Source organism: Mesorhizobium sp. M0145, assembly GCF_040322355.1.
Classification (GTDB): Bacteria; Pseudomonadota; Alphaproteobacteria; order Rhizobiales; family Rhizobiaceae; genus Mesorhizobium.
In genome coordinates this window covers 26865-51402 of sequence record NZ_JAMYTK010000004.1, presented here as the reverse complement: position 1 = coordinate 51402, position 24538 = coordinate 26865, and the positions used below count along the sequence as shown (strand labels likewise).

24 protein-coding genes, 3 pseudogenes and 1 other annotated feature are annotated in these 24538 nt (G+C 60.2%); of the genes and pseudogenes, 17 read left to right on the top strand and 10 right to left on the bottom strand.

Going from position 1 to position 24538, the window contains the following annotated elements:
- Positions 1 to 25: 25 nt before the first annotated feature.
- The gene (locus tag NKJ28_RS09255) at positions 26 to 1594 is read right to left on the bottom strand and encodes a Fic family protein (protein ID WP_352635132.1); all 1569 of its coding nucleotides are present in this window, start codon (positions 1592 to 1594) and stop codon (positions 26 to 28) included.
- 117 nt (positions 1595 to 1711) lie between these two features.
- Between NKJ28_RS09255 and NKJ28_RS09250 the strand changes: the two genes are divergently transcribed.
- Positions 1712 to 2245 (top strand): YybH family protein, encoded by a 534-nt coding sequence (locus NKJ28_RS09250; RefSeq protein WP_352635130.1) that lies wholly within the window; start codon positions 1712 to 1714, stop codon positions 2243 to 2245.
- A gap of 966 nt (positions 2246 to 3211) precedes the next feature.
- Here NKJ28_RS09250 and NKJ28_RS09245 read toward each other — a convergent pair.
- Positions 3212 to 3457 carry a DUF6074 family protein gene (locus NKJ28_RS09245; RefSeq protein ID WP_084641544.1) on the bottom strand — a complete coding sequence of 82 codons (246 nt, stop codon included), beginning with the start codon at positions 3455 to 3457 and terminating at the stop codon, positions 3212 to 3214.
- 412 nt (positions 3458 to 3869) lie between these two features.
- Positions 3870 to 4378, bottom strand: a pseudogene (locus tag NKJ28_RS09240) (IS3 family transposase); the annotation flags it as partial.
- Positions 4123 to 4237, bottom strand: a sequence feature (AL1L pseudoknot). It overlaps the preceding pseudogene by 115 nt.
- Positions 4379 to 4505: 127 nt before the next feature.
- Between NKJ28_RS09240 and NKJ28_RS09235 the strand changes: the two are divergent.
- Positions 4506 to 5057 carry a hypothetical protein gene (locus NKJ28_RS09235; protein ID WP_352635128.1) on the top strand — a complete coding sequence of 184 codons (552 nt, stop codon included), beginning with the start codon at positions 4506 to 4508 and terminating at the stop codon, positions 5055 to 5057.
- 383 nt (positions 5058 to 5440) lie between these two features.
- Here NKJ28_RS09235 and NKJ28_RS09230 read toward each other — a convergent pair.
- Both NKJ28_RS09230 and NKJ28_RS09225 read right to left on the bottom strand, forming a co-directional pair.
- Positions 5441 to 5648 (bottom strand): annotated as a pseudogene (locus tag NKJ28_RS09230) (IS66 family transposase); the annotation flags it as partial.
- 199 nt (positions 5649 to 5847) lie between these two features.
- Complete coding sequence (locus tag NKJ28_RS09225) at positions 5848 to 6174, bottom strand: hypothetical protein (RefSeq protein ID WP_352635126.1); 327 nt, start codon at positions 6172 to 6174, stop codon at positions 5848 to 5850.
- A 494-nt stretch (positions 6175 to 6668) separates the two neighbouring features.
- Here NKJ28_RS09225 and NKJ28_RS09220 point away from each other — a divergent pair, with 494 nt between their 5' ends.
- Entirely contained in the window at positions 6669 to 6968 is a 300-nt protein-coding gene (locus NKJ28_RS09220; protein ID WP_023679192.1) for a DUF1236 domain-containing protein, read from the top strand.
- A 233-nt stretch (positions 6969 to 7201) separates the two neighbouring features.
- Positions 7202 to 7459: a hypothetical protein gene (locus tag NKJ28_RS09215; RefSeq protein ID WP_352452180.1), complete on the top strand. Its 258-nt coding sequence runs from the start codon at positions 7202 to 7204 to the stop codon at positions 7457 to 7459.
- 19 nt (positions 7460 to 7478) lie between these two features.
- Here NKJ28_RS09215 and NKJ28_RS09210 read toward each other — a convergent pair whose 3' ends face one another.
- Entirely contained in the window at positions 7479 to 7769 is a 291-nt protein-coding gene (locus tag NKJ28_RS09210) for a type II toxin-antitoxin system VapB family antitoxin (protein WP_502902174.1), read from the bottom strand.
- Positions 7770 to 8255: 486 nt separating this feature from the next.
- Between NKJ28_RS09210 and NKJ28_RS09205 the strand changes: the two genes are divergently transcribed.
- The 9 genes and pseudogenes from NKJ28_RS09205 to NKJ28_RS09165 all read left to right on the top strand — a co-directional run bounded on the left by NKJ28_RS09205 (position 8256) and on the right by NKJ28_RS09165 (position 17218).
- Positions 8256 to 10253: a conjugal transfer protein TraG gene (locus NKJ28_RS09205; protein WP_352635124.1), complete on the top strand. Its 1998-nt coding sequence runs from the start codon at positions 8256 to 8258 to the stop codon at positions 10251 to 10253.
- Positions 10254 to 10257: 4 nt separating this feature from the next.
- Positions 10258 to 10692 (top strand): hypothetical protein, encoded by a 435-nt coding sequence (locus NKJ28_RS09200; RefSeq protein ID WP_023679188.1) that lies wholly within the window; start codon positions 10258 to 10260, stop codon positions 10690 to 10692.
- Between the two features lie 365 nt (positions 10693 to 11057).
- Positions 11058 to 12056, top strand: coding sequence for a LacI family DNA-binding transcriptional regulator (locus NKJ28_RS09195; RefSeq protein ID WP_352635122.1), 999 nt, complete (start codon positions 11058 to 11060; stop codon positions 12054 to 12056).
- A complete protein-coding gene (locus tag NKJ28_RS09190) occupies positions 12053 to 13570 on the top strand; it encodes a sugar ABC transporter ATP-binding protein (RefSeq protein WP_352635120.1) in 1518 nt (505 codons plus the stop codon). The genes NKJ28_RS09195 and NKJ28_RS09190 overlap by 4 nt, the downstream gene beginning before the upstream one ends.
- Positions 13570 to 14625, top strand: coding sequence for an ABC transporter permease (locus NKJ28_RS09185; RefSeq protein WP_352635118.1), 1056 nt, complete (start codon positions 13570 to 13572; stop codon positions 14623 to 14625). The genes NKJ28_RS09190 and NKJ28_RS09185 overlap by 1 nt, the downstream gene beginning before the upstream one ends.
- Before the next feature lie 73 nt (positions 14626 to 14698).
- Positions 14699 to 15688: a substrate-binding domain-containing protein gene (locus NKJ28_RS09180; RefSeq protein ID WP_352635116.1), complete on the top strand. Its 990-nt coding sequence runs from the start codon at positions 14699 to 14701 to the stop codon at positions 15686 to 15688.
- 285 nt (positions 15689 to 15973) lie between these two features.
- Positions 15974 to 16837: a type IV secretory system conjugative DNA transfer family protein gene (locus tag NKJ28_RS09175; RefSeq protein ID WP_352635114.1), complete on the top strand. Its 864-nt coding sequence runs from the start codon at positions 15974 to 15976 to the stop codon at positions 16835 to 16837.
- 4 nt (positions 16838 to 16841) lie between these two features.
- A pseudogene (locus tag NKJ28_RS09170) lies at positions 16842 to 17006 on the top strand (CopG family transcriptional regulator); the annotation flags it as partial.
- A gap of 35 nt (positions 17007 to 17041) precedes the next feature.
- A complete protein-coding gene (locus NKJ28_RS09165) occupies positions 17042 to 17218 on the top strand; it encodes a hypothetical protein (RefSeq protein ID WP_352635435.1) in 177 nt (58 codons plus the stop codon).
- Between the two features lie 770 nt (positions 17219 to 17988).
- Here the strand turns inward: NKJ28_RS09165 and NKJ28_RS09160 are convergent.
- Together NKJ28_RS09160 and NKJ28_RS09155 are read right to left on the bottom strand one after the other, a co-directional pair.
- Positions 17989 to 18294 carry a hypothetical protein gene (locus NKJ28_RS09160; protein ID WP_352635113.1) on the bottom strand — a complete coding sequence of 102 codons (306 nt, stop codon included), beginning with the start codon at positions 18292 to 18294 and terminating at the stop codon, positions 17989 to 17991.
- 521 nt (positions 18295 to 18815) lie between these two features.
- Positions 18816 to 19718, bottom strand: a complete 903-nt coding sequence (locus NKJ28_RS09155; protein WP_352635407.1) for a hypothetical protein — start codon at positions 19716 to 19718, stop codon at positions 18816 to 18818.
- A 724-nt stretch (positions 19719 to 20442) separates the two neighbouring features.
- Here NKJ28_RS09155 and NKJ28_RS09150 point away from each other — a divergent pair.
- On the top strand, positions 20443 to 21498 hold the full coding sequence (locus NKJ28_RS09150) for a GSU2403 family nucleotidyltransferase fold protein (RefSeq protein WP_352635112.1): 1056 nt from the start codon (positions 20443 to 20445) through the stop codon (positions 21496 to 21498).
- 226 nt (positions 21499 to 21724) lie between these two features.
- Here NKJ28_RS09150 and NKJ28_RS09145 read toward each other — a convergent pair whose 3' ends face one another.
- A complete protein-coding gene (locus tag NKJ28_RS09145; RefSeq protein WP_352635111.1) occupies positions 21725 to 22111 on the bottom strand; it encodes a type II toxin-antitoxin system VapC family toxin in 387 nt (128 codons plus the stop codon).
- Entirely contained in the window at positions 22111 to 22368 is a 258-nt protein-coding gene (locus tag NKJ28_RS09140; RefSeq protein WP_352502877.1) for a type II toxin-antitoxin system VapB family antitoxin, read from the bottom strand. The genes NKJ28_RS09145 and NKJ28_RS09140 overlap by 1 nt, the downstream gene beginning before the upstream one ends.
- Positions 22369 to 22919: 551 nt before the next feature.
- Here NKJ28_RS09140 and trbB point away from each other — a divergent pair.
- The 3 genes from trbB to NKJ28_RS09125 are packed head-to-tail and all read left to right on the top strand — an operon-like array spanning position 22920 to position 24537.
- Positions 22920 to 23936: a P-type conjugative transfer ATPase TrbB gene (trbB, locus tag NKJ28_RS09135; RefSeq protein ID WP_352635109.1), complete on the top strand. Its 1017-nt coding sequence runs from the start codon at positions 22920 to 22922 to the stop codon at positions 23934 to 23936.
- A complete protein-coding gene (locus NKJ28_RS09130) occupies positions 23933 to 24274 on the top strand; it encodes a TrbC/VirB2 family type IV secretion system protein (protein ID WP_352624541.1) in 342 nt (113 codons plus the stop codon). The genes trbB and NKJ28_RS09130 overlap by 4 nt, the downstream gene beginning before the upstream one ends.
- Complete coding sequence (locus NKJ28_RS09125) at positions 24274 to 24537, top strand: VirB3 family type IV secretion system protein (protein ID WP_023679160.1); 264 nt, start codon at positions 24274 to 24276, stop codon at positions 24535 to 24537. The genes NKJ28_RS09130 and NKJ28_RS09125 overlap by 1 nt, the downstream gene beginning before the upstream one ends.
- Position 24538 lies beyond the last annotated feature (1 nt).

Here is a 24538-nt window from a genome sequence, read left to right as displayed (position 1 = left end):
GACAAGGGAATCGCAAACCGTCGGACTAAAAATCGATCCTGATGATCACACCTTCAATGGCACCGAAGGTTTGCGCGTAGATCGCCTCGATTCTTCCTGCCTCGTCACTGGTCAGCGCGGCGAATTCCTTTTCGCGCGCGCGGTTCGATAGATGTCCATCATTCTGGTGAAGAAAACGGAAGAGCAGATCGGTCAACCGCTCGGGCATGTCGATAAAGGCGTCCACCTGCTGCCGGAACTGATCGTAGCGCTGCAGAAATGCGGTTTCCTCGGGAAGGTCCCGTTCGATCGTCCGCTGAACGCAAGCATAGAGGAATTCGGCGTGCGGGGTTGCATCGAAGAACCGGTAGAAATCACCGGTGTCATTCAGCACCCGGACGTTGAATTGCGGCGTCGGTTCCCATTCCACCAACGGCAGCAGGCGCTGCGAATAGCTCTCGAGCACGCCCCTGTACTCGTTGATCTGGTCCAGGATCGCGGCCGAGACGGGAAAGACCACTCCCGGCGGATTGAAGCCGCGCATGGCAAGGACGTGGTGGATTAGGTAGCGGTGAATGCGGCCGTTTCCGTCCTCGAACGGGTGAATGTAGACAAAGCCGAAGGCGAGGATTGCGGCGGCTACGACTGCATCAAGCTTTTGCGTGGGGCCCTGATCGAACGCTGCCATTCCATCGATTAGCCGCGGCAGGTCCTCGGGCCGAGCGCCGATGTGATCGGGCAAGGGCGTGCCGTTGTCTCGGTCATGCTCGCCGACGAAACCTCCTTCTTTTCGGAAGCCAAGTCTTACGAAACGGGCGTCGCCAAGTACAATTCTTTGCAGACGCAGCAGCTCATCGCGATCGATCGGCCAGCGGCCGGCTTCGCCGATGGCGCGGCCCCAGCGCTGGATGCGATCTTGCGGCGGGTGCTCGCCCTCGATCGCATAGCTTGATCGCGAGTCTTTGAGCAAAAGAAAGACGGCGGTCCGAGCAAGGAGGTCGCGCGGCACGTCCGCTACGATTGCCTCCGCGCGCCGCGGTAGTTCAAGGCCGATGAATTTTTCGAGAATCTTGGTGCGGAACACCAGAGGGCAGAACTCACGCGTGCCGGGGAGATTGTCCCTTACGCGGTAGCGCGAAGCGGTCTTGTCGGGTCCCGGCCACTGCAGCTCGGGATCGACAACCGGAATGTATCGTCCGGCCTCCGCGTCCGGCAGATCGATACGCGCGCCCCTCAGCCATTCATATAAAAACCAGATGCGGCGGGCATAACTGCCGGTCGGGCTTTCACGGACCAGCGCCTCGATCGGCGCGGGACCGGTCACTTGGAACAGCCGCTTGAGGACGGCAAGGTCCAGTCCCTCGTACTTGAGCGCAAAGGTCAGGTGGCCTTCGAGGGTAGGATTTGGGGCATGGCGGGGGGTCATGATCCGCCAGCCATCCCGTTCGGTAATGCGATGATGCTCGCCAGTGGCGAACAACCTACGGGGCAAGGGCACGGCGAGCCTGTAGGCTCCGATCAGGGCGCTGTACCCGGCCGGGGTCGCCGTTTCAGGAAGGCGGATTTCCTGAAAAACGGTAACAGGACCTGAGAATTGCTGTTGCACCGCAGGCATGAAAAGCGAATCCTTCCATCGAATTTTGGTTTAATCGGCCAAAACCTATGAAAAATGATCCTATCCCATGAAAATTGATGCCACCAGACAAATTTTCCGAAAACCGATTCTAAAACGGTGCTGAAGTCGATCAAGCAAGAACTCCGCCACCGGCTCAAGGAAGCGACTTCAGACAAAAAGGTGAGTCCAGGAACCGCCATTCGTCCGTCTCTTAGTCACGAGGCCGGCACGGATGGCCCGCCTTACGTCGAGCCGGATTGCTCCCACTCGGCTCGTGAGGACATCGAAGCGGCGTTGGTAAAATTCATGGACGCCTTCAACAGCGGAAACGCAGCAGCGGTAGGTCAAATGTATACCGACGATGCCGCCCTGCTGCTACCCGACGGCAAACGCGTCGATGACCGCAAGGGCGTGGAAGAATTCTGGCAGGGCGCAATCAAGGCCGGGATGAAGAATCTCACCCTGAAGGCGCTGGAAGTGGAAGGGAGCGGGAATCTCGCCTACGAAGTTGGCGCATTTACGCTCGGTGTGCCGAGCAAAGGCGGCGCCCTCTCCACTGTCGCGGGCAAGTATCTCGTCGTCTGGAAAAAGGGCGACCACGGGACATGGCGCCTGCATCGGGACATCTGGAACTTAGGTGCGGCCGAATAGGGATAGATATCCAGGCCCTCATCGACCGTCTTGCGAAGGGTAGGGCGGCTGTAGTGACCGGGATCTGGTGCTCTATTGCCAGCGCTGTCGAGTGGCAGGACGATGGGGACCGGCTAACCGCGCGGTATAGCTTCGGTCTGGCGCGCTTTCCAATGGATTTGCCGCCAATTTGGCGGATCGCTGATCAGTCGCGGTGATTGCGACCACGTCACCAATTCCAATTCCCCGCTTCATGAAACGAGTCTGGAGCGTGCACGGCCTTAAGCAAGGGATTGCTAATGTGCGAGACAGCACGCTTCGCTCTAGCGGGTATGGCCCAGCGGCTTGGTTGAGGGGGGACTAGCAGCTAGAGGCCGCTGGGCCTTGACCAGCAGCATGCTTAAGAGGAGGCGCTGGCTGGCTGGCCAAAAACTTGCGCTCAAGGCAACGCAAAAGCATCATTCGAACGGACACTGCCCGCCAGAAGCTTATTCCAGCCGATAGAGCCACCATGGAATGCAAGCCCAGCAAACCGGATTCACCAAACATCGCATCGGGAACCTGCGCTTGCCCGTCCATGGCCGCGCCAGTCCTCCGGCATTCAGCATTGCGACGCGGAGCAGCCAGCCGACCCATTATAGACCGCGACGGACGGTGATTAGGGCCAGCGCGGCGATAGGCAGCGAGCGTAACCATTGGCGTAAGTGGAGTGTTTCACGATCTCAATTGGTTGGCTCCGCCAGGTTTCCAGCTGGCTGCCACCGGGCACGTGCCAGCTGGAGTAAACAATGAAATATTCGAAACCGGCTTTTTGGGCGGGAGCCGCGCTAGCTGCCTGCCTTTTGCCGAAACCGGCTTGGCCGAGCCAGTTCGGCTGCGCATATTGCAATGAGGGGTGAGAAACCTGGCATTCGACGGGAGCAGTGCAGTAACATGTGCGAAGCCTAGTCGAGTCTGCAAGCGGCAATCATTCGTCGTGAGTCGACGCTAGTGTGTGCGTTTCGCAGCACTCCGGCTGGCTATCTCGCGTAAGACCGCATGAAGAAGCGTTCCAATTTCCTGTTCGGCGCGCCCGGGTGCAATTCCTGATTCGGACAACTGAACGAGAATTGTCTTGGCGGTGCTGCGCCAGAACGCATTCGCCTCCTCCCCGTTCTTGGATTCCAGCACGCGGGCAACTCCCTCGACCAACTTCCGCCGCCGATACAGCGGAAACGCCCTTATGTTTGACACCGATCACCTCACCCATTCAGTCTCGCGATTAAGCATTGGCGGGTTAGAAAATCTGGTTAACGGCGTATTCTTTTTGGTAGTAGTAAGAGTTCTGTGCGGGCGGTGAACGGTGCCGCGATTAGCCAATGAGCGCGATGGCTTGGGCGCAAACTGTCGGGCAGGAATGGGTAAGAGCGGACATTGGCCGATCTCCGCTCTTCAGGGCCGGAAAAATCTCGACAATGCTCCCAATCGATTCCAGATCGAAGACGACGTCGTCAGAGCCGGTGTCATTGGCTGGCGTTCCGGAATAGCCGATGTCGTCACAATAGGATTTGATCGTCGCTGCTGCGCGACGGCATTCCGGAAGTCGACTGGCTCGTCGCCACCATGACCTTGACCGCACCAGTCGGCCCGATCACGACGTCACCGGCGCGGCCTTGTCGCTGATCGTGGTTCTGAACGGCCTGCCGCGGATGGCGCCGTTCAGCCCGGTCTCCCGCAATCGTTCAATGGTGCAGCGGGCCACATCGAAGCCTTCGCGCTTCAATTGCCGCCACACCTTGCGCACGCCATAGACGGCGAAGTTCTCTGCAAACACTCTTGTGATCTCCGGCTTCAGAGCTAAATCCCGTTTCGCCCGCAATGACAGGCGGGAAGGATCGTGGTTTGTGCCGCACGGTGGACGGGGCAATCGGCAGAACCCTGCAGATTGGCTCGATCCCGTAGTCGCCACGATGATCATCAATGAAGGCGATCATTTTGAACGGGCGGTCGAGCTCCCCCTTGGCAAAATAAGCGGCTGCTTTCCGCAGGATCTCATTGGCGTGCCGAAGCTCCCGGTTCTCCCGCTCCAGAGCCTTCATCCGCGCCGTCATCTCGGTGGGGAACCCCTGCACGTTGGCCGCTGTCCACCTCCATCCGCTTCAGCCAGCCATCCAGTGCGGCTGGCGTGAGATAACGAGCCGGCACGTTTCACTCAGAGCCCCGGCCCCGGCCGGGGTTTTTCATTTGCCCGGGTGATGCTAGGCTTGATAGTCTCTCTTCCGCATTTGCTTCGGGGGATGCCATGCGCACGATCGTTTTGCTGTGCAGTGCCGTGCTTTTCTCGCTCGCCCACATCCCGGCCCGCGCCGAGGAACCTTCGGTCGAACGCGGCCTCTACGTCTCGATTACCGGCGGCTGCCACGACTGTCACACCATGGGTTATCGGGAAAGCGGCGGGAAGATCGACCCGGAGAAGGCGCTCAAGGGCAGCAACATCGGTTTCCAGGGTCCATGGGGGACGAGCTATCCGGCCAACCTGCGGCTCATGGTGGCAGACGACGGCGAAGATGAGTTCGTGCGCATTGCCCGCTTTTTCGACGCAGCGCCGCCAATGCCCTGGTACAATCTCCGCAAGATGGACGAAACCGACGTGCGCTCGCTCTACCGCAATATCCGGTCGCTTGGCCCCGCCGGAGCGGCAGCACCGCAGCTGGTTGCGCCCGGCGAAAAGGTGATGACGCCCTTCATCGTGCTGGAGCCGCCGCAGATGCCGCCGCCCTGCAGTCGCGATCTCGATTGCGGCATAGGTGAAATCTGCGGCACAGCGGAACCGCGGATGTGCGTTAAGCGGTAGGCCTCAGAACAGCCGTCTGGCTCCGGTCGGGGTTTTTATTTGTCGCCATGGTGATATGTTGCCCGCATGGCGAAGTTTCGCAGGTTCTGGAGGCCAGGGGAAGGGGGAGAGGCAAAGATAGCCCCGGCCATAATTGCTCCCATCATGACCGAAATTGCTGCGGCAATGGACGTCCAATTTGCCCACACCGCGTCGGCTTTTAGTGTTTGACCGTGCCTTCAACTCTGCTGTCATACACGGATATCGCCACTCTCACGCTGCTGACGACGCCATGCTTGGACCAATGGGCACCTTCCGGTTGCGTTTCGAACGCTTCGGCGCCCCATGTTTTGAGGCACAGCGCTGCCATGGAGCTGCTGCAGGCGGGCGTCGATTGTTCGGTCCCGCTCGACGGTGTTACTGTCAATCTCGATGCGACCGTCGTCGAGGAAGCGCGAGAGGCCTTCCCAGCGCGTGAGAGTGTAGCGGATCGTCTCGGCGAGCTTTGTCTTGTGGCTGATCAGGTCGAGCTTCTCGCGCAGCCAAGGTTCGAGATCGGCGACAATAGCGCGGCTCCTTTCCTGGCGACGCACGGCGTTCGTCTGCCGACCTCGTCACTCCAAACCTGGTCGAAAACGCGTTGGCGAAGCTCTGGATCGGACGGGTATAAACCGGCCTGTTGAAAGGGATTTTTGGAACCCCCATGCTTCAGAAAGGCCGTCACTGGTGATCAAAATTAGCGCCCGTCGGGATGAACGAGTGAACGGTATGTAAAAGGAGGACATTTGCAATGATTGTCCGCCCCAACCGGCTACGAAAATTGTCCCCAACTGGCGGTTGGTAGACGCCAAGCAGCCGCGCACGTATCGTTTGTTACGATCGGGCCGCACCGGGCACAGCCCACCCCAGCGCCCACGCCCGTGCTCGGCGCAACGCTCGATCGACCCGTCGTGCTGTAGAGTGCGGCGGGTTTTTCAATGCCGATCGCGCAGCTCTTCACTGCCTTGGTGAGGGTCAGACGGTCGTTGCCGTTCTTTTTGATCAGCTTGCTGACCTGGCTCGGCCACACGCCATTTTCCCGCGCGAAATGTTCCACCTCATAACGCGCATCGACCGACAGGCGGCCTCGGTCGAACAAGTGAACAAGTCTCGATTGCTTTTGTTCTCGTCCATTTCCGTTCCCCCTCACTCGACATCCGACGCAGCTGGGAAATGAGGATCCGTCCGCCTATCGAGGAATGGCGGGCGGATCCTATCAGCGCAGGAAGGGACTTTTCTGCGCAGATACAAATTCGGGGCTGTTGGAGCGTCATTTCTGGCTAGCGAGCATCAGCTGGCAACCATTCCTATCACCAAGAAGGTGATGGAGACGGCGAAAACCGGTGCAAGCAGCCAGCGAGCTTGGTGGACACTGTTCTCCATAGGCTCCTCCGTTGAGCGACGCCGAGTACGAACAGACACAGTTCCGGGTGGCTGCATGTGCGGGGCTATTGCGCACTGCAGCGAAGACTTTGGTCCTACGCACGGCTAGACCGAAGGCTCAGTGAGGAACGTCTGCACAAGCTTCATGTTTGGGGGAGCTTTGGCGCAAAGTTTCGCGTCCAGTGCAAGAGAGCTCACAAGGAGATAGCTATGAGAATGCGTCTTTCCACCGCAGCCGCGGGATTTCTGCTGCTGGCTGGTGTCGGTGCTGCCGCCGCTCAGGACGTGGTGATCGACCCGGAACAGGAGACGGTGATTAAGGAATATGTGAAAAAGCAGCCACTCGCTTCGGTGAAAATTCCTGGAGTGGAGCTCAATATCGGCTCAACCCTGCCCGACACAGTCGAGCTTCATGAGGTCCCGAACGTCAAATACCGCTACGTCGTCGTCGACAATCGGACCGTTGTCGTTGATCCAGGCACACGCAAGATCGTCAAAGTCATCCAGTGACCTGAACGATTTGGGGAGGAGAAGCCCGCCGTTACCAAGTTAGGCGGCGCGGGGACGAAGCGTGTTTGATAGGCTGTCGGGCGGCAATCGATCTATAGATCTGCCAGCACCAGGCCTTGGGCAACGCTTGATCAACCCGCCGTGCTGATGGGCACGGCGGGTTTTTCCAGATGAAGGCGGGTTAGAACACGTTGTTAATTTATGATAGCTTTGCCGCGGGAGGCGATCAAATCATGGACAAAAGGGTCGAGGGAGACTCGGAGGAACTGGCGCGGGGCGAATTCGAGCTCAGAGCCGAACGGTATGGCGTGAACGCCTTCATTCTCGTTGTCGAACTTTTAAACCTGCTGGAAAAGCGCGGAACCATCAGCAGCGACGACGTCGCGAAAATGGCCGATGCCGCAGCACTGGCTGTTGCCGCATCCAGTCAACCTGACATGAGCAGCATTAATCTCTTGCAGGCCATCGCTGCCGCGCGCCAGTCCAAATAACGGCTGTCGAGAGCGTTTTTCAACTATTCCAAGTCCATGTCCAAACGGGGTTGCGAGGAGGTCCTATCGATTGCGCACTAAGCGTCCTTGCTGGCCGCGCCCCCATGATCTCGTCGGCGCTGCGAGCATCGAGCACGGGCAGGGCGGCCCAGCGCCGGCGGCTGGCAGCTAGGTCTTCCAGCATTGCCGGCTTGCGAGCGTCGGATCCGAATCGACGTAGGCGCTCCTCCAGCGCGCGCTGCGAAGCGGAGCTAAACCCAACGCACGGATTCGTTCCCGATAACGTCGCGCTTTGGCGCGGTTGCGGCAGTCTCCATTGAGAACCAGCGACGGTCCTGCAGCCGGCTTTCGTCGACAAATAGCCACCGCAGCCGCGATCATCTTGCAATTTGCGGATCTTATGCGCGGCTGCACGTGATCAGGTCGTCGGCAGACAGTGCGATCGGGCACAAGAGATCGAGCGGCTCTGGGCCGGACGTTCCATGTGCCAGGTGTCGGACCCCTTTCCCATTCGAGGCGCAAGTGGGATAGTTGTGCAGATCTGCGATTTAGTTGATCTCCTTCACGACCACCAGAATGAGAACAGTCACGATTGTTCCATGGTGGCGCAATGGCAACGACCCGACTCTGATCTCTCTGCCCAAGTGAAATACTTTCCAAAGAAGTCTCGCACCGAATTCTGCAAGTCTTTCTATCTCACAGTACGTCCTGCCGCTTTTGACAACTCCTTCCGCTTGCATATCTCGACACTCGGTCTTTCTTTGTTGTTCGGGTCATCAGATCGGAGACACGACAAGTGCCGGCAACCAAGATTTTGTGGGGACAGGTCCTCACCACCCTTGGGTTCGTCCTCGTGACAACATGGGCAGCGACACAATGGACGGCATGGCGGCTCGGCTTTCAGAGCCAACTCGGTCCGTCCTGGTTCGAACTGGCGGGACAGCCCATTTTTCCCCCGCCGGCATTTTTCTGGTGGTGGTTTTTCTATGACGTCTACGCGCCGAAGGTATTTGTTGAGGGCGCGGCGATTGCGGCAAGCGGCAGCCTGATGGCGATCGCCACCGCGATCGGGATGTCGGTATGGCGCGCGCGCGAGGCAAAGGACTCCGCGACCTATGGCTCGGCACGCTGGGCGACGCGAGCCGAAATCAGAGCCGCAGGCATAGTCGGTCCTGATGGCGTGGTGCTCGGCAAGCTCGACCACGACTATCTACGCCATGACGGTCCCGAACACGTGCTGTGTTTTGCGCCGACCCGAAGCGGCAAGGGTGTTGGCTTGGTCGTGCCGTCGCTGCTGACTTGGCCGGGTTCGGCAATTGTCCACGACATCAAAGGCGAAAACTGGGAACTGACGTCCGGATGGCGCGCACATTTCGGCCGGGTGCTTCTGTTCGATCCGACCAATGCCGCATCCGCGGCCTATAACCCTCTGCTGGAGGTGCGACGAGGCGAGCGGGAAGTTCGAGATGTGCAGAACGTGGCGGATGTCCTGGTCGACCCGGAAGGCACATTGGAACGCCGCAACCACTGGGAGAAGACCAGCCATGCGCTGCTGGTCGGCGCCATACTGCATGTGCTCTATGCGGAGAAAGACAAGACCCTTGCCGGCGTGGCGAACTTCCTCTCCGATCCACAGAGGCCAATCGAGACGACGTTGCGCGCCATGATGCTGACCCGGCATTTGGGCGATGCCGGCCCGCACCCGGTCGTCGCGTCGGCTGCCCGAGAACTGCTCAACAAATCCGAAAACGAGCGCTCCGGCGTGCTCTCGACGGCCATGAGTTTTCTGGGCCTCTACCGCGATCCGGTTGTGGCCAAGGTGACGTCATGTTGCCACTGGCGGATCGCCGACCTTGTCGAGGAGAAACGGCCGACGACCCTCTATTTGGTCGTGCCGCCATCGGATATCAGCCGCACAAAGCCGCTAATCCGCCTCGTGCTTAACCAGATCGGCCGCCGACTGACGGAAGATCTCCATGCGAAGGATCATCGACAGCGTCTGTTGATGATGCTCGACGAGTTCCCGGCGCTCGGCCGGCTTGATTTCTTCGAAAGCGCGCTGGCCTTCATGGCCGGCTATGGCATCAAGTCGTTCCTGATCGCACAATCACTCAATCAGATCGAGAAGGCCTACGGACCGAACAATTCCATCCTCGACAATTGTCACGTACGGGTAAGCTTCGCCACCAATGACGAGCGGACAGCCAAGCGCGTCTCAGACTCTTTGGGGACCGCGACCGAGTTGCGCGCCATGAAAAACTATGCCGGCCACAGATTGTCGCCCTGGCTCGGGCATCTGATGGTGTCGCGGCAGGAAACGGCGCGCGCTCTGATGACGCCGGGCGAGATCATGCAGCTGCCGCCCACCGACGCAATCGTCATGATCTCGGGCCAGTTCCCAATCCGAGCGAAGAAGACACGCTACTTCGCCGATCAGCGGCTTGCCGAGCGTGTCCTGCCGCCACCGAAAGCCGGAGAGAGCTTGAAAGCCGAACGCTCTGACGACTGGACCGGAACGACGGTTCACATGAAGCAGGAGGGCAATTCTCAAGAAGCGAGGTCCATCACGGATCAGCAGGACGACGATCCGGCCAATGGCGGCATCTGCCGCCAGCCCGAGCTTCCCGAACACGAGGACATCGCACCGGAGCGAACAACAAAGCGCGACGATGAGTTCGATCTTGACCGGGACGAGCCCGACGATGACGCCATGCGCCGTCGTGGTGTCGATCAGGCTATGAGGCGCGCAGCACGTCAGGCCGCTCTTGACCCCAGTGATGGCATTGAGCTTTGAGCCCATGAAGAACGCCAAGAAAAAACGTCTGTCTGCCTATCTTGATCCTGACGTGATGAACGGACTGGCCGATTACGCTGGGCGGCGCGAGGTCTCGCTGTCACTGGTCGCCGAGGCTGCGCTCGCATCGTTTCTGTCGCCGGATGCCGAAGAGCGGAAGCAAGCGGCGATAACTCGCCGCCTCGACCAGATCGATCGACGCGTGCAGCGTGTCGAGCGTGACGTCGGAATTGCTATTGAGACGCTAGCATTGTTCGTCCGGTTTTGGCTCAACTCGACCCCAGCCTTGCCGGAATCCGCTCAGGCCGAAGCCCGCGCGAAGGGTTTGCAGCGTTATGACAATTTCGTCGATGCGCTCGGTCGCCGGCTCAGCAAAGGACCAAGGCTGAGGCAGGAAATAGCCGACGATGTTCCGCCAGTGCCGCCAGTGAACGGATGAATCAGCCGGCAAGATAGGTTAGCAGAGGCGAGAATTCCTGATGCGACGCTATGCCCGATCATCGCGCGACGCCAGATTGAACCATCTCTCGGGACCATGATCTTTCCGACGAGTTTGGCAATCTGCTCGCGCACCATTTCTAAAAATCGTGCCCACAGAATTCGAGTGGTGAGGGGAGCGGACGTCGTGTGTCTGCTTTGCTCCACTCTAGACAACAATAGTCTGATCAAGTCAAAAACGCCTATCGAATCGATTGCGCAAACGTTTCGATGGCACTATGGTTATTGTACCTGCCAGGACAGAGTCGGGTTTAAAGCGCAACATCAGGGAGGAGCGCTTGCGTGCAGCACTCCGTTTGAGCCGCAATGGCAACGATGGTTGAGGTAGCCCGTCGTGCCGGGGTGTCGGTCTCAACGGTGTCCCATGTGATCAACCGCACGCGCTTTGTCTCGCCTGCGAAGTCGAGAGCCATTAATGAAGCGATTGCTTTGCTTGGATATCAGCCCAATGGGCTGGCGCGTTCCCTCAAGGTCGCTTCAACCAACAGCGTCGGCTTGGCGATTTCGGCGATCTCGAACCCGTATTTCACTGACATCATCTGTGCCGTGGAAGCGGAATGCGCGCGTCTTGGCCTCATGGTTTTCCTTTCCGACACGCAGGACGATCCTGATCGGGAGCTTGCGGTCGTTCGCGCTTTCCATCAACGACGTGTTGACGGCGTTATTCTGGCGCCCTCGGGTGCCCCAGAGCGAGCCACCAACTACCTTGCCGAGAAAATGGTTCCCTGTGTTCTGATCGACCGGTTTGCGGACGAGCGATTTGACCAGATCGGCGTTGAGAACCAATCTGCGATGCGGGCTCTTATCGATCACGTCGCATCCTTCGGCCATCAGCGGATTGGGTTCATTGCAGGGCAGCCGGGCCTTGCTACGACTCGCGAACGTATCGATGCGTTCAAGTCAGCTTTGATGGCTAACGGACTTGCCTACGTGTCGGAATATCTGCCGCCAGGGAACGTCGATACGGCGAGCGCTACGGCATCGACCCGCGCGATGTTGTCGTTGCCTTCGCCGCCTACGGCGTTGGTCACCGGCAACAATATGGCGACGATCGGAGCGGTCCGAGCGGTTCGCGAAAAAGGTCTCGAAATACCTCGGGATCTTTCACTTGTCGGCTTTGACGACTTCGAATGGGCCGACTGTTTTGAGCCGCGACTGACCCTTATTGCGCAGCCTTGCGCCGAAATCGGGCGGCAGGCCGCATCGTTGCTTAGCGCCCGAATTGCGTCAACGGATAGCGAGCCCCGCTCGGTGCGGCTTCAGGCGACGCTGCATGCCCGTCAATCCTGCGGGAGGCCGGCATGAGCGCGCCGCTTCTATCGGTGACAGGGGCCGTGAAACGCTTCGGCGGCGTCCAGGCACTACGCGGTGTCGATTTCGATCTCAAGCCAGGCGAGATCCACGCCCTGCTGGGCGAGAACGGCGCCGGCAAATCGACATTGATGAATCTGCTGTCGGGAGTTTACGCACCCGACGAAGGTACGATCCAGATTGACGGCAAGCCGGTGCGGTTCAACAACCCGCGCGAGGCGCAGACGGCCGGAATTGCGACCATTTTTCAGGAGCTTGATCTCGTTCCAACGCTCGATGTGGCGTCAAACCTCTTCCTTGGCCGCGAATTGATGCGCTCGGGCGGACTGCTCGATGTGGCGCGGATGCGCCGCGAAGCTCGCAAGCGTCTGGAAGCTATCGAACTGGCTATCGATCCCGCCAGGCTAGTCGGCGACCTCTCGATCGGGCAACGCCAGGTCGTTGCGATCGTCAAAGCGTTGTCCTATGCGACGCGGGTCCTGATCATGGACGAGCCGACGGCGGCCCTAACGGTGGGCGAGGTCGAGAGGCTGTTTGACATCATGCGCAAGCTCGCCGCCAGTGGCGTCGGCATCGTCTATATCTCCCACCGTCTGGAGGAAGTGCCGCAGATCGCGGACCGGGTGACGGTGATGCGGGACGGACGTGTAGCCGGCATCACCGATCCGCACGCACCGCAGGCCGAACTGGTGCGGCTGCTCGTCGGGCGCCCACTGGACGAACTCTATCCCCAGCGCACCACAGCCGTCGGCCGGGCTCTGCTCAGTCTGCGCGATGCCAGCTTCCGGCTAGCGCGCGACAGCGCCGGCTGGCAGGCCCCGACAGGGCTTTCACTCGAGGTGCATGAAGGCGAGATCGTCGGGCTGGCAGGCATCATGGGGGCAGGGCGCACCGAGCTCCTGAGCGCGCTTTACGGCACCGGCCTTTCCGGTCACTGGGAGGGCGGCGTCGCCATTTCCGGCCGCCCGGTCAAGCTTGATTCGATCAGAGCCGCGCGCATTGCCGGCATCGCCTTCGTCACCGACGACCGCCGTGGCAGTGGCCTCATGCTGAGGATGGCGGTTGGCCTCAACCTCGTCATGTCGGTGATCCGGCGAATATCGCCGGGCGGACTGATGTCGCCGGGCCGCCAGGCCCAGGCGGTGAAACAATCGTTCGGCCAGTTCGACATTCGGCCGAAGAATCCCGACGTCGCGGTCGGCGCGCTGTCCGGCGGCAACCAGCAGAAGGTGGTGCTGGCCAAGGAGATACTTGGCAATCCCCGGCTCTTGCTGCTCGACGAGCCGACGCGCGGCGTCGATGTCGGCGCCAAGGGCGAGATCTATCAGCGGCTGCGGCAGTTGGCTGCACAAGGCCTGGGCATCCTGGTTGCCTCCAGCGAAATGCCGGAGCTGATTGGCCTGTGCGACCGCATCGTGGTGCTGCGCCAGGGGCGCAATGTAGCGGAATTCACCGGTGGCGTTGACGAGCACACCGTGATGGCAGCGGCAAATGGCAGGGAGGCGTGATGTCCGAGCAGAAGATTTCGGTTGCGAGCGGTCCGGTGCTGGCCGCACCGGCCGCAAAGCATCGCGATCCACTCGCGCTGATCGTGCGCTTCCAGAGCCTGATCGGCCTGGTGCTGGTGGCGATCGGCGGCGTCATCTTCTCGCCGAGGCGCCATGGCGAGATACTGTTCCTTGCGCCCGACAACATGGCCAACATCGTGCGCGCGGTGTCGGAGACCGGCATTATCGCCATCGGCATGACCTTCGTCATTATCACCGCCGGCATCGACCTTTCGGTGGGCGCAGTGCTTGGTCTCTCCAGCGTCGTCACCGCGACGATGATGATCTCCGGCGGCTTCGGGCTTATCCCGACCATCCTCGCCGTGCTGGTAATGGGCACCGTCTTCGGCATGATCCAGGGCACCATTTCCAGCCGCTTTCGGCTCGAGCCGTTCATCGTCACGCTCGCCGGCCTGCAGGCGGCGCGAGGTCTCGCGCTGGTCGTTTCCGGCAACCAGTACATTAATATTTCCTATGGCGACGGGCCCGGCCTGGCGCCACCTGTCTTCGCGGTGCTGGGCGAGCGCCTGTTCAACAACACGGTGCCGGTGGCGACCATTGTCTTCATCGTCTTCGCCACTATTGCTACCCTGGTACTGAATACCACGCGCTTCGGCCGCTATGTCTTTGCCGTCGGTGGCAACGAGCGAGCGGCGCGTATTTCGGGCGTGCCGGTCTCGATGGTCAAGATCTCGGTCTACGCCATTACCGGATTTGCCGCCGCCCTTGCCGGCATCGTGCATGCCGGTCAGTTCAACTTCGGCAGCGCCAATGACGGTATGGGCTATGAGCTCACGGCCATCGCGGCCGTGGTCATCGGCGGCACCAGCCTGTTCGGCGGCGCCGGCTCGATGGTCGGCACCGTTGCCGGCACCATCATGCTCGGTGCGCTCGCCAACATCCTACAGCTCAACAACATTACCCCCGCCATGCAGCTGCTCGCGACCGCCGCGATCATCGTTCTGGCGGCAGTGCTTCAATCCCTCGTTCGCCGCCGCGAGGGTTTGGGACGATAGGAGGCCGGCGGCAGCATTTGAAAGACCGTGAAACCAAGGTCTGGCCCTAGGCCCGGCGAGGAGGAGATCAAGCATGACAACGATGGAAAAAAGATCGAGACGCGCCCTGCAGGTCGCCTTTCTAGCAGGCTCTTGCCTGTGCATGGCGGGCGTTGCCCAAGCGGCCGACCCGATGGTCAAGGCCTGCGCCAAGGACGGCCAGTTCATCATCGGCTTTTCGCAGGCGAACAATGCCGAGCCCTACCGCCAGCATGTCAATGACGAGCTGATCGCGGCGGTCAAGGAAGTGCCGCAGTTCACGCTTCAGATCGCCGACGGCGCCGGCAACGTCAACACGCAGACCTCGCAGGTCGACAACTTCATAACCCAGAAAGTTGATCTGCTCTTGATCTCGCCCTTCGAGGCAGCGCCCATGACCCCGGCGGTGAAGCGCGCGATGGATGCCGGCGTTCCCGTCATCGAGCTAGACCGCAAAACGGTAGGCGATCCCGGCAAAGACTACACCGCCTTCATCGGCGGCGACAATTACAAGATCGCGCTCGAAGCGGGCAAATACACCGCAAAGACCCTGCTCCCGGAAGGCGGCGAGGCGGCGGTGCTTGAAGGCCTGCCGAGTTCAACGCCGGCGGTGGAGCGACTCAACGGCTTCAAGGACGGTGTGAAAGAGAATACCAAAATCCAAGTGGTGGCCGAGCAGGCCGCCGACTGGGTGCCCGACAAAGCCCAAACCGCCTTTTCCGCCATGCTGCAAGCGCACCCGGACATCAAGGTGCTCTATGCCTCGAACGACATGATGGCGGCGGGTGCGCTGCTCGCAGCCAAGGGCGCGGGCAAGCAGGTCAAGATCATCGGCACCGATGGCCTGCCGGGTCCGGCCGGTGGCATCGAGGCCGTGGCCAAGGGCGACTGGGCGGCAACCTTCACCTACCCGACCGGCGCCAAGGAAGCGATCGAGATGTCGAAGAAGATCCTGCTTGAGTGTGCTTCGTCGGTGGAGCCGACGGTGACGGTGGACACGACCGCGATCACGCCGGAAAATGCCAAGCAGATGATGGGAAACTGAGGGCAGGGCCGACAGCAGAGTTGATACGGCAAGGCCCCCGGAGTGGGCCTTGTTGTTTTTGGGAGCGAGCCGGCGTGGTCCTCGTCGGTCAAAACTCCGGCTAGAAAATCCCGGCGGTCGAAGGACGGCACGCAGTTGAGCGCGTAGACGGCTTCAGTCCGTCTCGCGGCGATTTCAGCTGGATCTTGCAGCAGCCTTGTCACGGGCTCGTTTCCATTTGGTTGGCGCCAGACACTCGCGGAAAGCGCGAAAACGCCTCTATTCCGGAATAGAGCACTCTCGCCGATGACCGCCACCGTCACCGCCGTCTCGAAAAACTTCGGCGCTTATCAGGATACCTCGGTTCCGCAATCCGGTTCGTCATCACCAAAACGGCCGCACGCGCACCGTGCTGCTGGCCTACGAGGTTTTGTCTGGCTGTTGAAGCGCGACAGGCGGGTCGAGCTGATAGTGGAGCTCAGCGAGGACGATATCGCTGCGGTCGAAGCCTCCGCATGGAGCCGAGTCTCGACCATCTCAACGACAGCTCTCTGGGCCAAAACCAAAGTCGGACACGTCTTCTGTTATTCCTATCTCTGGCATTGGCACACCGGGAGGGCGCGAAGAAGGCGACAAGGACCAGCCCTGCCTGGTGCTGGCGCTGGTCGGCCACCACGAAGCACGTGGACAATAACGGCGCGCGCTCTGATGACGCCGGGCGAGATCATGCAGCTTCCGCCGAGCGATGCCATCATCATGATCTCTGGCCAGTTCCCAATCCGAGCGAAGAAGGTACGCTACTTCGCCGATCAGCGCCTGGCCGAGCGTGTCCTGCCGCCACCGAAAGCCGGAGAGAGCTTGAAAGCCGAACGCTCTGACGACTGGACCGGAACGACGGTTCTCATGAAGCAGGAGGGCAATCCTCAAAAATCGTGGCGCGCCAAGGATCAGCAGGACGACGATCCGGCCAATGGCGGCATCCGCCGCCAGCCCGAGCTTCCCGAACACGAGGACATCGCACCGGAGCGAACAACAAAGCGCGACGATGAGTTCGATCTTGACCGGGACGAGCCCGACGATGACGCCATGCGCCGTCGTGGTGTCGATCAGGCTATGAGGCGCGCAGCACGTCAGGCCGCTCTTGACCCCAGTGATGGCATTGAGCTTTGAGCCCATGAAGAACGCCAAGAAAAAACGTCTGTCTGCCTATCTTGATCCTGACGTGATGAACGGACTGGCCGATTACGCTGGGCGGCGCGAGGTCTCGCTGTCACTGGTCGCCGAGGCTGCGCTCGCATCGTTTCTGTCGCCGGATGCCGAAGAGCGGAAGCGGCAGGCGTTCCAGCATGGCGGGCGGCGTTGCCGGAGGACCCAATGCCCGACGAATACAATGACATCGTCATCCCCCAAGACCACGATGCATCGCCACTTCGGGAGGAGGAGTATTTCGTCGTCTGCCCGGCGTGCGGTCAGGCGTTCGACATCAGGTGTATGGCAGAGGCGCTTCATCACAACGAGCTGGGCCACGAGCCCTGCGACCTTGACTCATAGTCGGCAGTTACCGACGACCCTCGACGAACGTCGAGCCTGGTCGAGACCCACACCGAGGGTAAGTTCTCGCTCATCTGGCCCGGCGTTGCCGTCTGATCGGCTTACAACGAATCCCCGTCGCAAGGGCGGAGCTTCGCCGGCACGCTATGTCGTGACAGATACCTTGCGGCCTTTCAGCGACGACTTGATTGCCGTTGCGGTTGTTGTCGATGCGGTCGCGGCCGTCACCGACCGGGTTGTTAACCCAGGGGAGGGCGCTTACTCCACCGCAACCATGTCGCCCAGTTCCGTCGCGACGCTCCGAAGCAGACCTATTGCCGGCATCGGGGCCCGGGACGAACATGTGATCTCCATAATGGGTACGAGCCGGAGCCCATCGCGATTGAAACTGCTGACCGGCGATCAGGCGCTCGTTGCAGAGAAAGGTTACGATCAATCGCGATGCCCGCGCTGCCTTCACCCGAATGTGCTGGGCGTCTCCTTCCACAGCGCACACGTGCGACACGTCCTGGACGGGCGCGCCGCCTGTTGCCGAGAGCGACGATCGCGAATCCGAACGCTGGACGGCAGGTGAGGCGCGGTTGCGACTTGCTTCACCAGTAATCCGAAGACGCCAGGGACGCACTACGCTGGACGCGTGCCCTAGCTGTCGAGCTCCCATTTATCCGTTCGTCCGCTCCATATCCGGCTGGACCGCGCCGCACCCTTGGGCTGTTCAAAGGCGTTGGCACCTTCCCTACGCCGACACCGGCCGTTGTATCGCCGGAGCGTCAACCCGCTGAAGTCCGGCGGTGCTTTCTCAGCCGAGTGATCGCCGACTTGTCGACCGTGATCACCCCGCCGCAGTCAATCCGCACAGTGAGTTTGTTCGCCCCGCGATCGATGCGGGTGACGTCCCCAACAAGAACCACTCGGTCTCCGGCCCGGACTTTGGGTGGCGGATCAATCGTATAAGGATGGTCATACGAGGGAATGCTCACCCTGGCGCGGCCGCTGGGGAGAATCGTGATGACGGTACCTGCTAGTGAGACCTCATCGCCAACTTCAAATTCGCGAGGCATGTTAACGTGCAGCATGGTCTTCCTCCCGATGCTTTCCCTAATTGACGCTTTGCTAAATTAATGCCCGGCCAACCAGGTTGGTTGCTTGCAATCGACTTCGTACGGTTCCGCACAATTCCAAGCTGGTATGCACTCCCAGTTGGCCTCGGATCGGCCTTGTGTGCGTCAAATTCTGCAGAAATGGCTTTACATTCAGCGATGACCTTGGCGCGCCCAGGCCCGTGTTAGCGGAGCGGCGAACTTCCTCTCGGTCGGCGATGGCCATAAACGCGGAGCGTGGAGCGAAAATGGATCCTTCGCCTTCGGGTACTTCGTCCGGTAAATTCGAAGAACGCCGACGCTGGCTTCAGCTGCCACGCGGGTTATTGGAGCCAGATCATTGATGCGGGTGTCGCGCGCCTACGGCAGGTCAAGTTCGGTTTCATGCGTCCCGCTCTTCAAGGCCAGCGACGCCATCATCCGGCAAGGTTCAGCCAGCTCATATGTTGTTCGCAATTGCTGCACATGGAAGGTTCCGATCGGTTGACATTTCAACACTAGAGCAACCGGACAGACGCTGGAAGCGGCCCAAGCCTTGCCCTTCTTCGGGCCACGCTTCGAGCTTTTTGGCGAGCTATCCTGAGTTCGGGCAGCGTTGGTTGCCACCAGCCTCGTTGCCGTTCCACTAACTCGGCAGCACGCCGAGCGGGCCATGTTCTAATCAATTCAGCCAACGTCGCCGGACGCCATCTGCCCCAGACATGGTCGACGTTCGCCTCGATCAAATGCGGATAGAACGCTGCTAACTCCGAGGCGTTGACGAGTTCACCCGAAATCTCGGTGAAGACCACTATGCCGTATTGCTCCGTCGCCACGGCACGGCCAAGCCGGGGTAAATCGTCAAGGGGCAGTGGATAGCGACGTCGCCTGCGTTCGGCATACCGCAATCTAGCGGCTTCATATTCCTCGGAGTCTTTGGACGCTTCCCGTCGCCGTTTCCTCTCCTCCGGTTCTGCGCGGCCTGCGGCCCCTTCGATGCTTGGCCAATGGCGCCTCAACTCCTCGTATGAGCGGAAAGGCACCCTCCAGGCCCGCAGTTCGTCGTCCCAGCTCGCCCATGGAACGGCTCGCAACTCCTCAAGAACCGTCCGCGAATATGGCGTGCGGATTCGCAGGTCGTCCGCGACTTCCAGATACCGGCTCGACAGGGGATCGAAGGCGAAGGCATCCCGTCCCTTGCTGTCATCATGTGCTACTCGTAGATCCGCCTCTTGCGCCTGCCAGCGCTGGATGCGCCGCGCGGCAGTCTTTCCCGGCACGAACCAGCTTTTGCGCTCGTAACTCCACCTGGCGCGCGGAAATGCCTGTCGAAACCGCTCAACCGCCGCGCGATCGTACGGAAAGCGCGCTTCGGCTCCAGGAGCTGGCTGCGGTGCAGCAGGGGCGTCGGATTTTTCCATCAGATTGCGAAGCACAGCACTGCTCGCAAACAACGCGGTGCAGTTCATTTGGGTCCAAGAGCACCAGAACGTATGGTCAGAGCCGCTAGGGGCAGCCAATGAGGCGATCGGTGAAACTGCTGAATGCTAGTGTGGGAAAGCTTCGCCGCGCCGGACCGTTTATTCTGCTCCAGGAGAGGTCCATTCATGCCCAGACTAGGGTGCAAAACCCCATTGCCAGACGGCCAACGAGCCCTCGTTCGCGTCCCCTGAAAGCGAGGAGACGGAAGTGAACCACATCGTCGAAACGCAAGTGTATCGCCAGCCCAGGCGCGGGAGCTTGTGCGGCGCCACGGAAACGACTGGCGTAAGATCGAATGCCGCCAAGTCTTATAAGGACGACAGCTAAGCACTTCCAAGCCGGGGGAAAGGGAGCTTTGTCACGACATCCGCGGAGTTGCAAATCGAGCGGATCGGCTTGAGGTGACGAATGACCACCATCGCCATATTGGTAGCTTTTCTCAGACCGTTTGCACCGGCCCGGTCTGGGGATCGAATAAAACCAGCGAAGACCGCGTTCGAGCGGCGCTTTTGCTTCGACTGCGCTGCCGTAGAAAAGCCGCTCCGTCGTCATATTTTTTAATTAATACAGTTACTTCAACAGTCGCAGTGGAATCACGTGAGAGCTGTTGCAATCGGGCGCTCCGCCGCCTATTGTGTCTTGCAACAGCTCTGAGCTAAACGTATGGTAACTGTTGAATTGATTGATTTTGTTGAATTAAATAACGATCAGCGTCGGGAAAAAGTCAATTCCGACCAACGTTTCATTGCGCTTAAAGAGGCCCAAAGGAAGGCGAAGAGCTTTCGGGGATCCCTCGTCTGGCACACCGTGAACGGCATCGACCATTTGATGCGAAGCTACTACGACGCCGCTGGCGTACGACACCAAAAGGCAGAGGGTCGGCGCTCGCCGGCGAGCGAAGCTGTCAAGGCGGATTGGGAAGCAGCTCGCGCGTCCGCCCAAGAAACGTTCTCTGCGCGACAGGAGCAGATGGAGCGCCAATCTGCTGTCAATCGCGCGCTCCGGCTTGGGCGTGTTCCCCTGATCGCCGCAAGAATTATCAGAGCAATCGATAACGCCGGTCTTCTCGGGGAAGGCATTCGTATTGCAGGCACGAATGCGATCTACGCCTATGAGGCGGCGGCCGGAGTGTTCGTGGATCCCGGAATCACATCGACGCAAGATATCGATCTCCTCATGGACTCGCGCCAGTCCCTCAGGATCATGTCTGGCGCCAACGTCGAAGATGGAGCGCTCATCAACCTTTTGCGCAAGGTCGATCGGTCTTTCGAGCGTTCATCCGCCACATTCCGCGCGGTGAACCGCGACGGATATCTCGTTGATCTGATCAAACCGCTCGCAAACCCGGCATGGAAGCCGAGCCGGGAAACTATCGGGAAGGCTGACGACGAATTGGTGGCCGCCGAGATCGCCGGCCTGGCATGGTTGGAAAATGCCCCTGCTTTCGAAGCAATCGCCATCGATGAAAAAGGCGGACCGTTACGGCTCGTGGCACCCGATCCGCGTATTTTTGCCGCTCACAAATTCTGGGTCTCAAAACGAGCTGATCGCGAGCCAATCAAGCGCCGTCGCGACCTGGCCCAAGCGCAAGTGGTTGCCCGGCTGACGACGCAGTATCTCGAGCATCTCCCCTACGAAGCAAGCGAGCTTCGGGTCCTCCCAAGGGCGGTTTTCGACGAGGCCCATCATTTGTTCGCACAACCAGCGTCGCGGCCGTGAATGTCTGAGCAACATGTTGGCCGGCTGGATTGGCCCTCAACTTCCAACCGATCGAAGACGCGGCCCAGCAGCGCCAGATCGGAGGGACGAAAGACGTCAGATTGCTCTGCTTTGGGACCAATTGGCACGACACCCCTTGATGCAGGCCCAGCCGACAGGATCGAAACTAATTGGCGCTATTACAGGGTTCAAGCTGGAGACAGCCGATGATCCTAGAGTCTCGTGCTCATGCCGGTTCGATATTCGTTTGGGAGAAGTCTTTGCCGATGAAAAGCAGCGGTTCGTCTGCACGCTTTGCCAAAGCATAGGACAGGAAATCGTCAAAATTTAGCGCCGCCGGGTGGTGGCCTTTGCCGTAGGTCAGCCAACCCTGGGTCGCCAGATCAACCAATTCGGAGTCGACAGGAATGATGTCGGCCTCGATTTTGCGCAGCCAAAGATCGATCTCGGCCAATGCGTGTTCGCCGCGCCTGCTGACCAGCACCATGCGTGCCTCGGGCACCCCGGTTGCCGGGACCAGTCGGATTGGGTCGGAGACCAGCGCTCGTTCCAGCCTTGCTGCCTCAGGCTCGCTCCGAAGGATCGCTACAACAGCTGAGGTATCGATCACCATCAGTTAGGGATTCCATGCTCGTCATACCCGATGATCTCCTCGTCGCTGCGAGTATCCAGTTCAGGCAATCGTGCCACTCTTTCTCGGATGGCGCGCAATTCTGCCAGCAGACGCTCCTGAGCGGTCTCTCCAAAGCCCAAGCGATGCAAGCGCTCGCTAAGGGCTTGATGGATGGCTGCTGTCTTACTGATACCCTGGCGGCGTGCGAGTTCATCGGCGAGAGCAACGGTGGCCGGATTTTTGATATTCAGGGACACGAGAAACTCCAAAAATCTACCTTTCTGGCAATTTCCACCATAGTTCTCTAGGCTCTTCAACATAACCTGCTAGCCTCGCCTACACTCGCGCCGGATTGATCATGACAATCGCCAGGCCGTTGCCTGCCAAGGCGGCGACCGCCAGTCTCTCGAAGCTGCCTGTCGACTCCAATCCGACAACGGCCGGCGAAAGGGCTGCCAATCGCCGAACCAGAGCCTCCACCCCGGCATGGTCATACCCACCGAGAACGCCTCGCCGGACGGCAAAACATGCACGTCGAGCCGATCCTTGGAACGTCGATGCCAATAATGACTTCCCAATCGGGCTTCGCTTGCGGCCCTAGATATAGCCGGCTGGTTCTGCTGGAGCGGAGATAGCCAGTCGGGCACCGGTTGCTGAGCTATCGCGGTCGCCGCACCGCATTTCGCAAGTCTCTGCACGTCATTCCACGATCGCCGGTTTTGCTTGTTGCAAGGCCGGCGCTCCTGCCTTTTCTAATGATCCCCGACCGCGCCACGAATCAGTTCGTGGCGAGAAACGGGGACCCCGCATGGCGACCAACCATCATGCCAGCAAGGGAGCGGTATCGCGCGGCGCGCGCATGCTGCGCACCGCCCTCGGCCCGGCGATCGCAGGCTTCCTTGACGATCCAGCCATTGTCGAGGTGATGCTCAATCCCGACGGTCGCCTGTGGGTTGATCGTCTCAGCGAAGGACTCGTTGCAAGCAATGAAATACTGATCGCGGCCGACGGCGAACGGATCGTCAGGCTGGTCGCGCACCATGTCGGTGCGGAGGTGCATTCGGGCTCGCCGCGCGTTTCGGCCGAACTGCCCGGGACCGGCGAACGGTTCGAGGGTCTGTTGCCGCCTGTTGTCACGGCGCCAACCTTCGCCATCCGCAAGCCGGCAGTCGCGGTGTTCACGCTTCAAGACTATGTCGCCGCCGGCATCATGACCGAAGCCCAGGCTGGCGTCCTGCAGCTTGCCGTGAAGACACGGAAGAACGTGCTGGTGGCCGGCGGCACGTCGACGGGCAAGACCACGCTCGTGAACGCGTTGCTGGCGGAGGTCGCTAAAACCGCCGACCGCGTCGTGCTGATCGAGGATACGCGAGAGCTGCAGTGTGCTGCGCCCAATCTTGTGGCGCTGCGCACCAAGGACGGTGTCGCCTCGCTTTCCGATCTGGTGAAGTCGTCGTTACGCCTTCGGCCCGATCGCATTCCGATCGGCGAGGTACGCGGTGCGGAAGCGCTCGATCTGTTGAAGGCCTGGGGCACTGGCCATCCCGGCGGCATAGGCACCATCCACGCCAATTCTGCCATTGGCGCACTGCGGCGACTGGAGCAGCTCGTGCAGGAGGTGGTCATTACGGTTCCGCGCGCACTGATTGGCGAAACCATAGATCTCATCGCAGTTCTCGCTGGCCGCGGCTCAGCGCGCCGGCTCGTCGAGATCGCCCTGGTCGACGGGCTCGATCCGGCCACCGGCGACTACCGCACCCTGGAAGCAAATTTCGAGACCACAACGACCGTGAATCGCCACTCTCCCTATGGAGCTTCAGAATGACCCAGATCCGCTTCAATTCATCGGCTATCCGCAAACTTGCCGTGGAGCTGTCGTATGCGGCGACCGCCGCGATCATTACGATTGCGCCCGCCCATGCTGCCGGTTCCTCGATGCCCTGGGAGGAGCCGCTTCAGCAAATCCTTGAGTCAATCGAGGGGCCAGTCGCCAAGATCGTGGCGGTGATCATCATCATCATCACCGGTTTGTCGCTCGCCTTCGGTGACACGTCGGGCGGATTTCGCCGGCTGATCCAGATCGTCTTCGGGCTGTCGATCGCTTTCGCGGCAAGTTCGTTCTTTCTGTCCTTTTTCTCCTTCGGTGGCGGAGCTCTGATCTGATGGATGAGGAGATCCGTGGCTTTTTCGCGCCGGTGCATCGCGCGCTCACCGAACCGATCCTGCTCGGCGGCGCGCCGCGTGCGGTCGCCATCGCAAACGGCACGCTGGCCGGCGCGATCGGATTGGGGCTTCGCTTGTGGATCGCGGGGCTCATCATCTGGGCGGTCGGACATCTCGTGGCCGTCTGGGCGGCAAAGCGCGATGCGCAATTCGTCGATGTGGTTCGCCGCCACCTGCGCTATCCCACGCATTTCGGATGTTGAG

What these genes read in the sequence shown, in the direction of transcription:
- NKJ28_RS09150 (WP_352635112.1), top strand. Translation starts at nt 20,443, where the DNA reads ATGGTAACTGTTGAATTGATTGATTTTGTTGAATTAAATAACGATCAG.
- NKJ28_RS09165 (WP_352635435.1), top strand. Translation starts at nt 17,042, where the DNA reads ATGCCCGACGAATACAATGACATCGTCATCCCCCAAGACCACGATGCA.
- NKJ28_RS09190 (WP_352635120.1), top strand. Translation starts at nt 12,053, where the DNA reads ATGAGCGCGCCGCTTCTATCGGTGACAGGGGCCGTGAAACGCTTCGGC.
- NKJ28_RS09125 (WP_023679160.1), top strand. Translation starts at nt 24,274, where the DNA reads ATGGATGAGGAGATCCGTGGCTTTTTCGCGCCGGTGCATCGCGCGCTC.
- NKJ28_RS09220 (WP_023679192.1), top strand. Translation starts at nt 6,669, where the DNA reads ATGAGAATGCGTCTTTCCACCGCAGCCGCGGGATTTCTGCTGCTGGCT.
- trbB (WP_352635109.1), top strand. Translation starts at nt 22,920, where the DNA reads ATGGCGACCAACCATCATGCCAGCAAGGGAGCGGTATCGCGCGGCGCG.
- NKJ28_RS09130 (WP_352624541.1), top strand. Translation starts at nt 23,933, where the DNA reads ATGACCCAGATCCGCTTCAATTCATCGGCTATCCGCAAACTTGCCGTG.
- NKJ28_RS09215 (WP_352452180.1), top strand. Translation starts at nt 7,202, where the DNA reads ATGGACAAAAGGGTCGAGGGAGACTCGGAGGAACTGGCGCGGGGCGAA.
- NKJ28_RS09155 (WP_352635407.1), bottom strand. Translation starts at nt 19,718, where the DNA reads ATGGAAAAATCCGACGCCCCTGCTGCACCGCAGCCAGCTCCTGGAGCC.
- NKJ28_RS09195 (WP_352635122.1), top strand. Translation starts at nt 11,058, where the DNA reads ATGGCAACGATGGTTGAGGTAGCCCGTCGTGCCGGGGTGTCGGTCTCA.
- NKJ28_RS09180 (WP_352635116.1), top strand. Translation starts at nt 14,699, where the DNA reads ATGACAACGATGGAAAAAAGATCGAGACGCGCCCTGCAGGTCGCCTTT.
- NKJ28_RS09145 (WP_352635111.1), bottom strand. Translation starts at nt 22,111, where the DNA reads ATGGTGATCGATACCTCAGCTGTTGTAGCGATCCTTCGGAGCGAGCCT.
- NKJ28_RS09160 (WP_352635113.1), bottom strand. Translation starts at nt 18,294, where the DNA reads ATGCTGCACGTTAACATGCCTCGCGAATTTGAAGTTGGCGATGAGGTC.
- NKJ28_RS09235 (WP_352635128.1), top strand. Translation starts at nt 4,506, where the DNA reads ATGCGCACGATCGTTTTGCTGTGCAGTGCCGTGCTTTTCTCGCTCGCC.
- NKJ28_RS09185 (WP_352635118.1), top strand. Translation starts at nt 13,570, where the DNA reads ATGTCCGAGCAGAAGATTTCGGTTGCGAGCGGTCCGGTGCTGGCCGCA.
- NKJ28_RS09255 (WP_352635132.1), bottom strand. Translation starts at nt 1,594, where the DNA reads ATGCCTGCGGTGCAACAGCAATTCTCAGGTCCTGTTACCGTTTTTCAG.
- NKJ28_RS09175 (WP_352635114.1), top strand. Translation starts at nt 15,974, where the DNA reads ATGACCGCCACCGTCACCGCCGTCTCGAAAAACTTCGGCGCTTATCAG.
- NKJ28_RS09200 (WP_023679188.1), top strand. Translation starts at nt 10,258, where the DNA reads ATGAAGAACGCCAAGAAAAAACGTCTGTCTGCCTATCTTGATCCTGAC.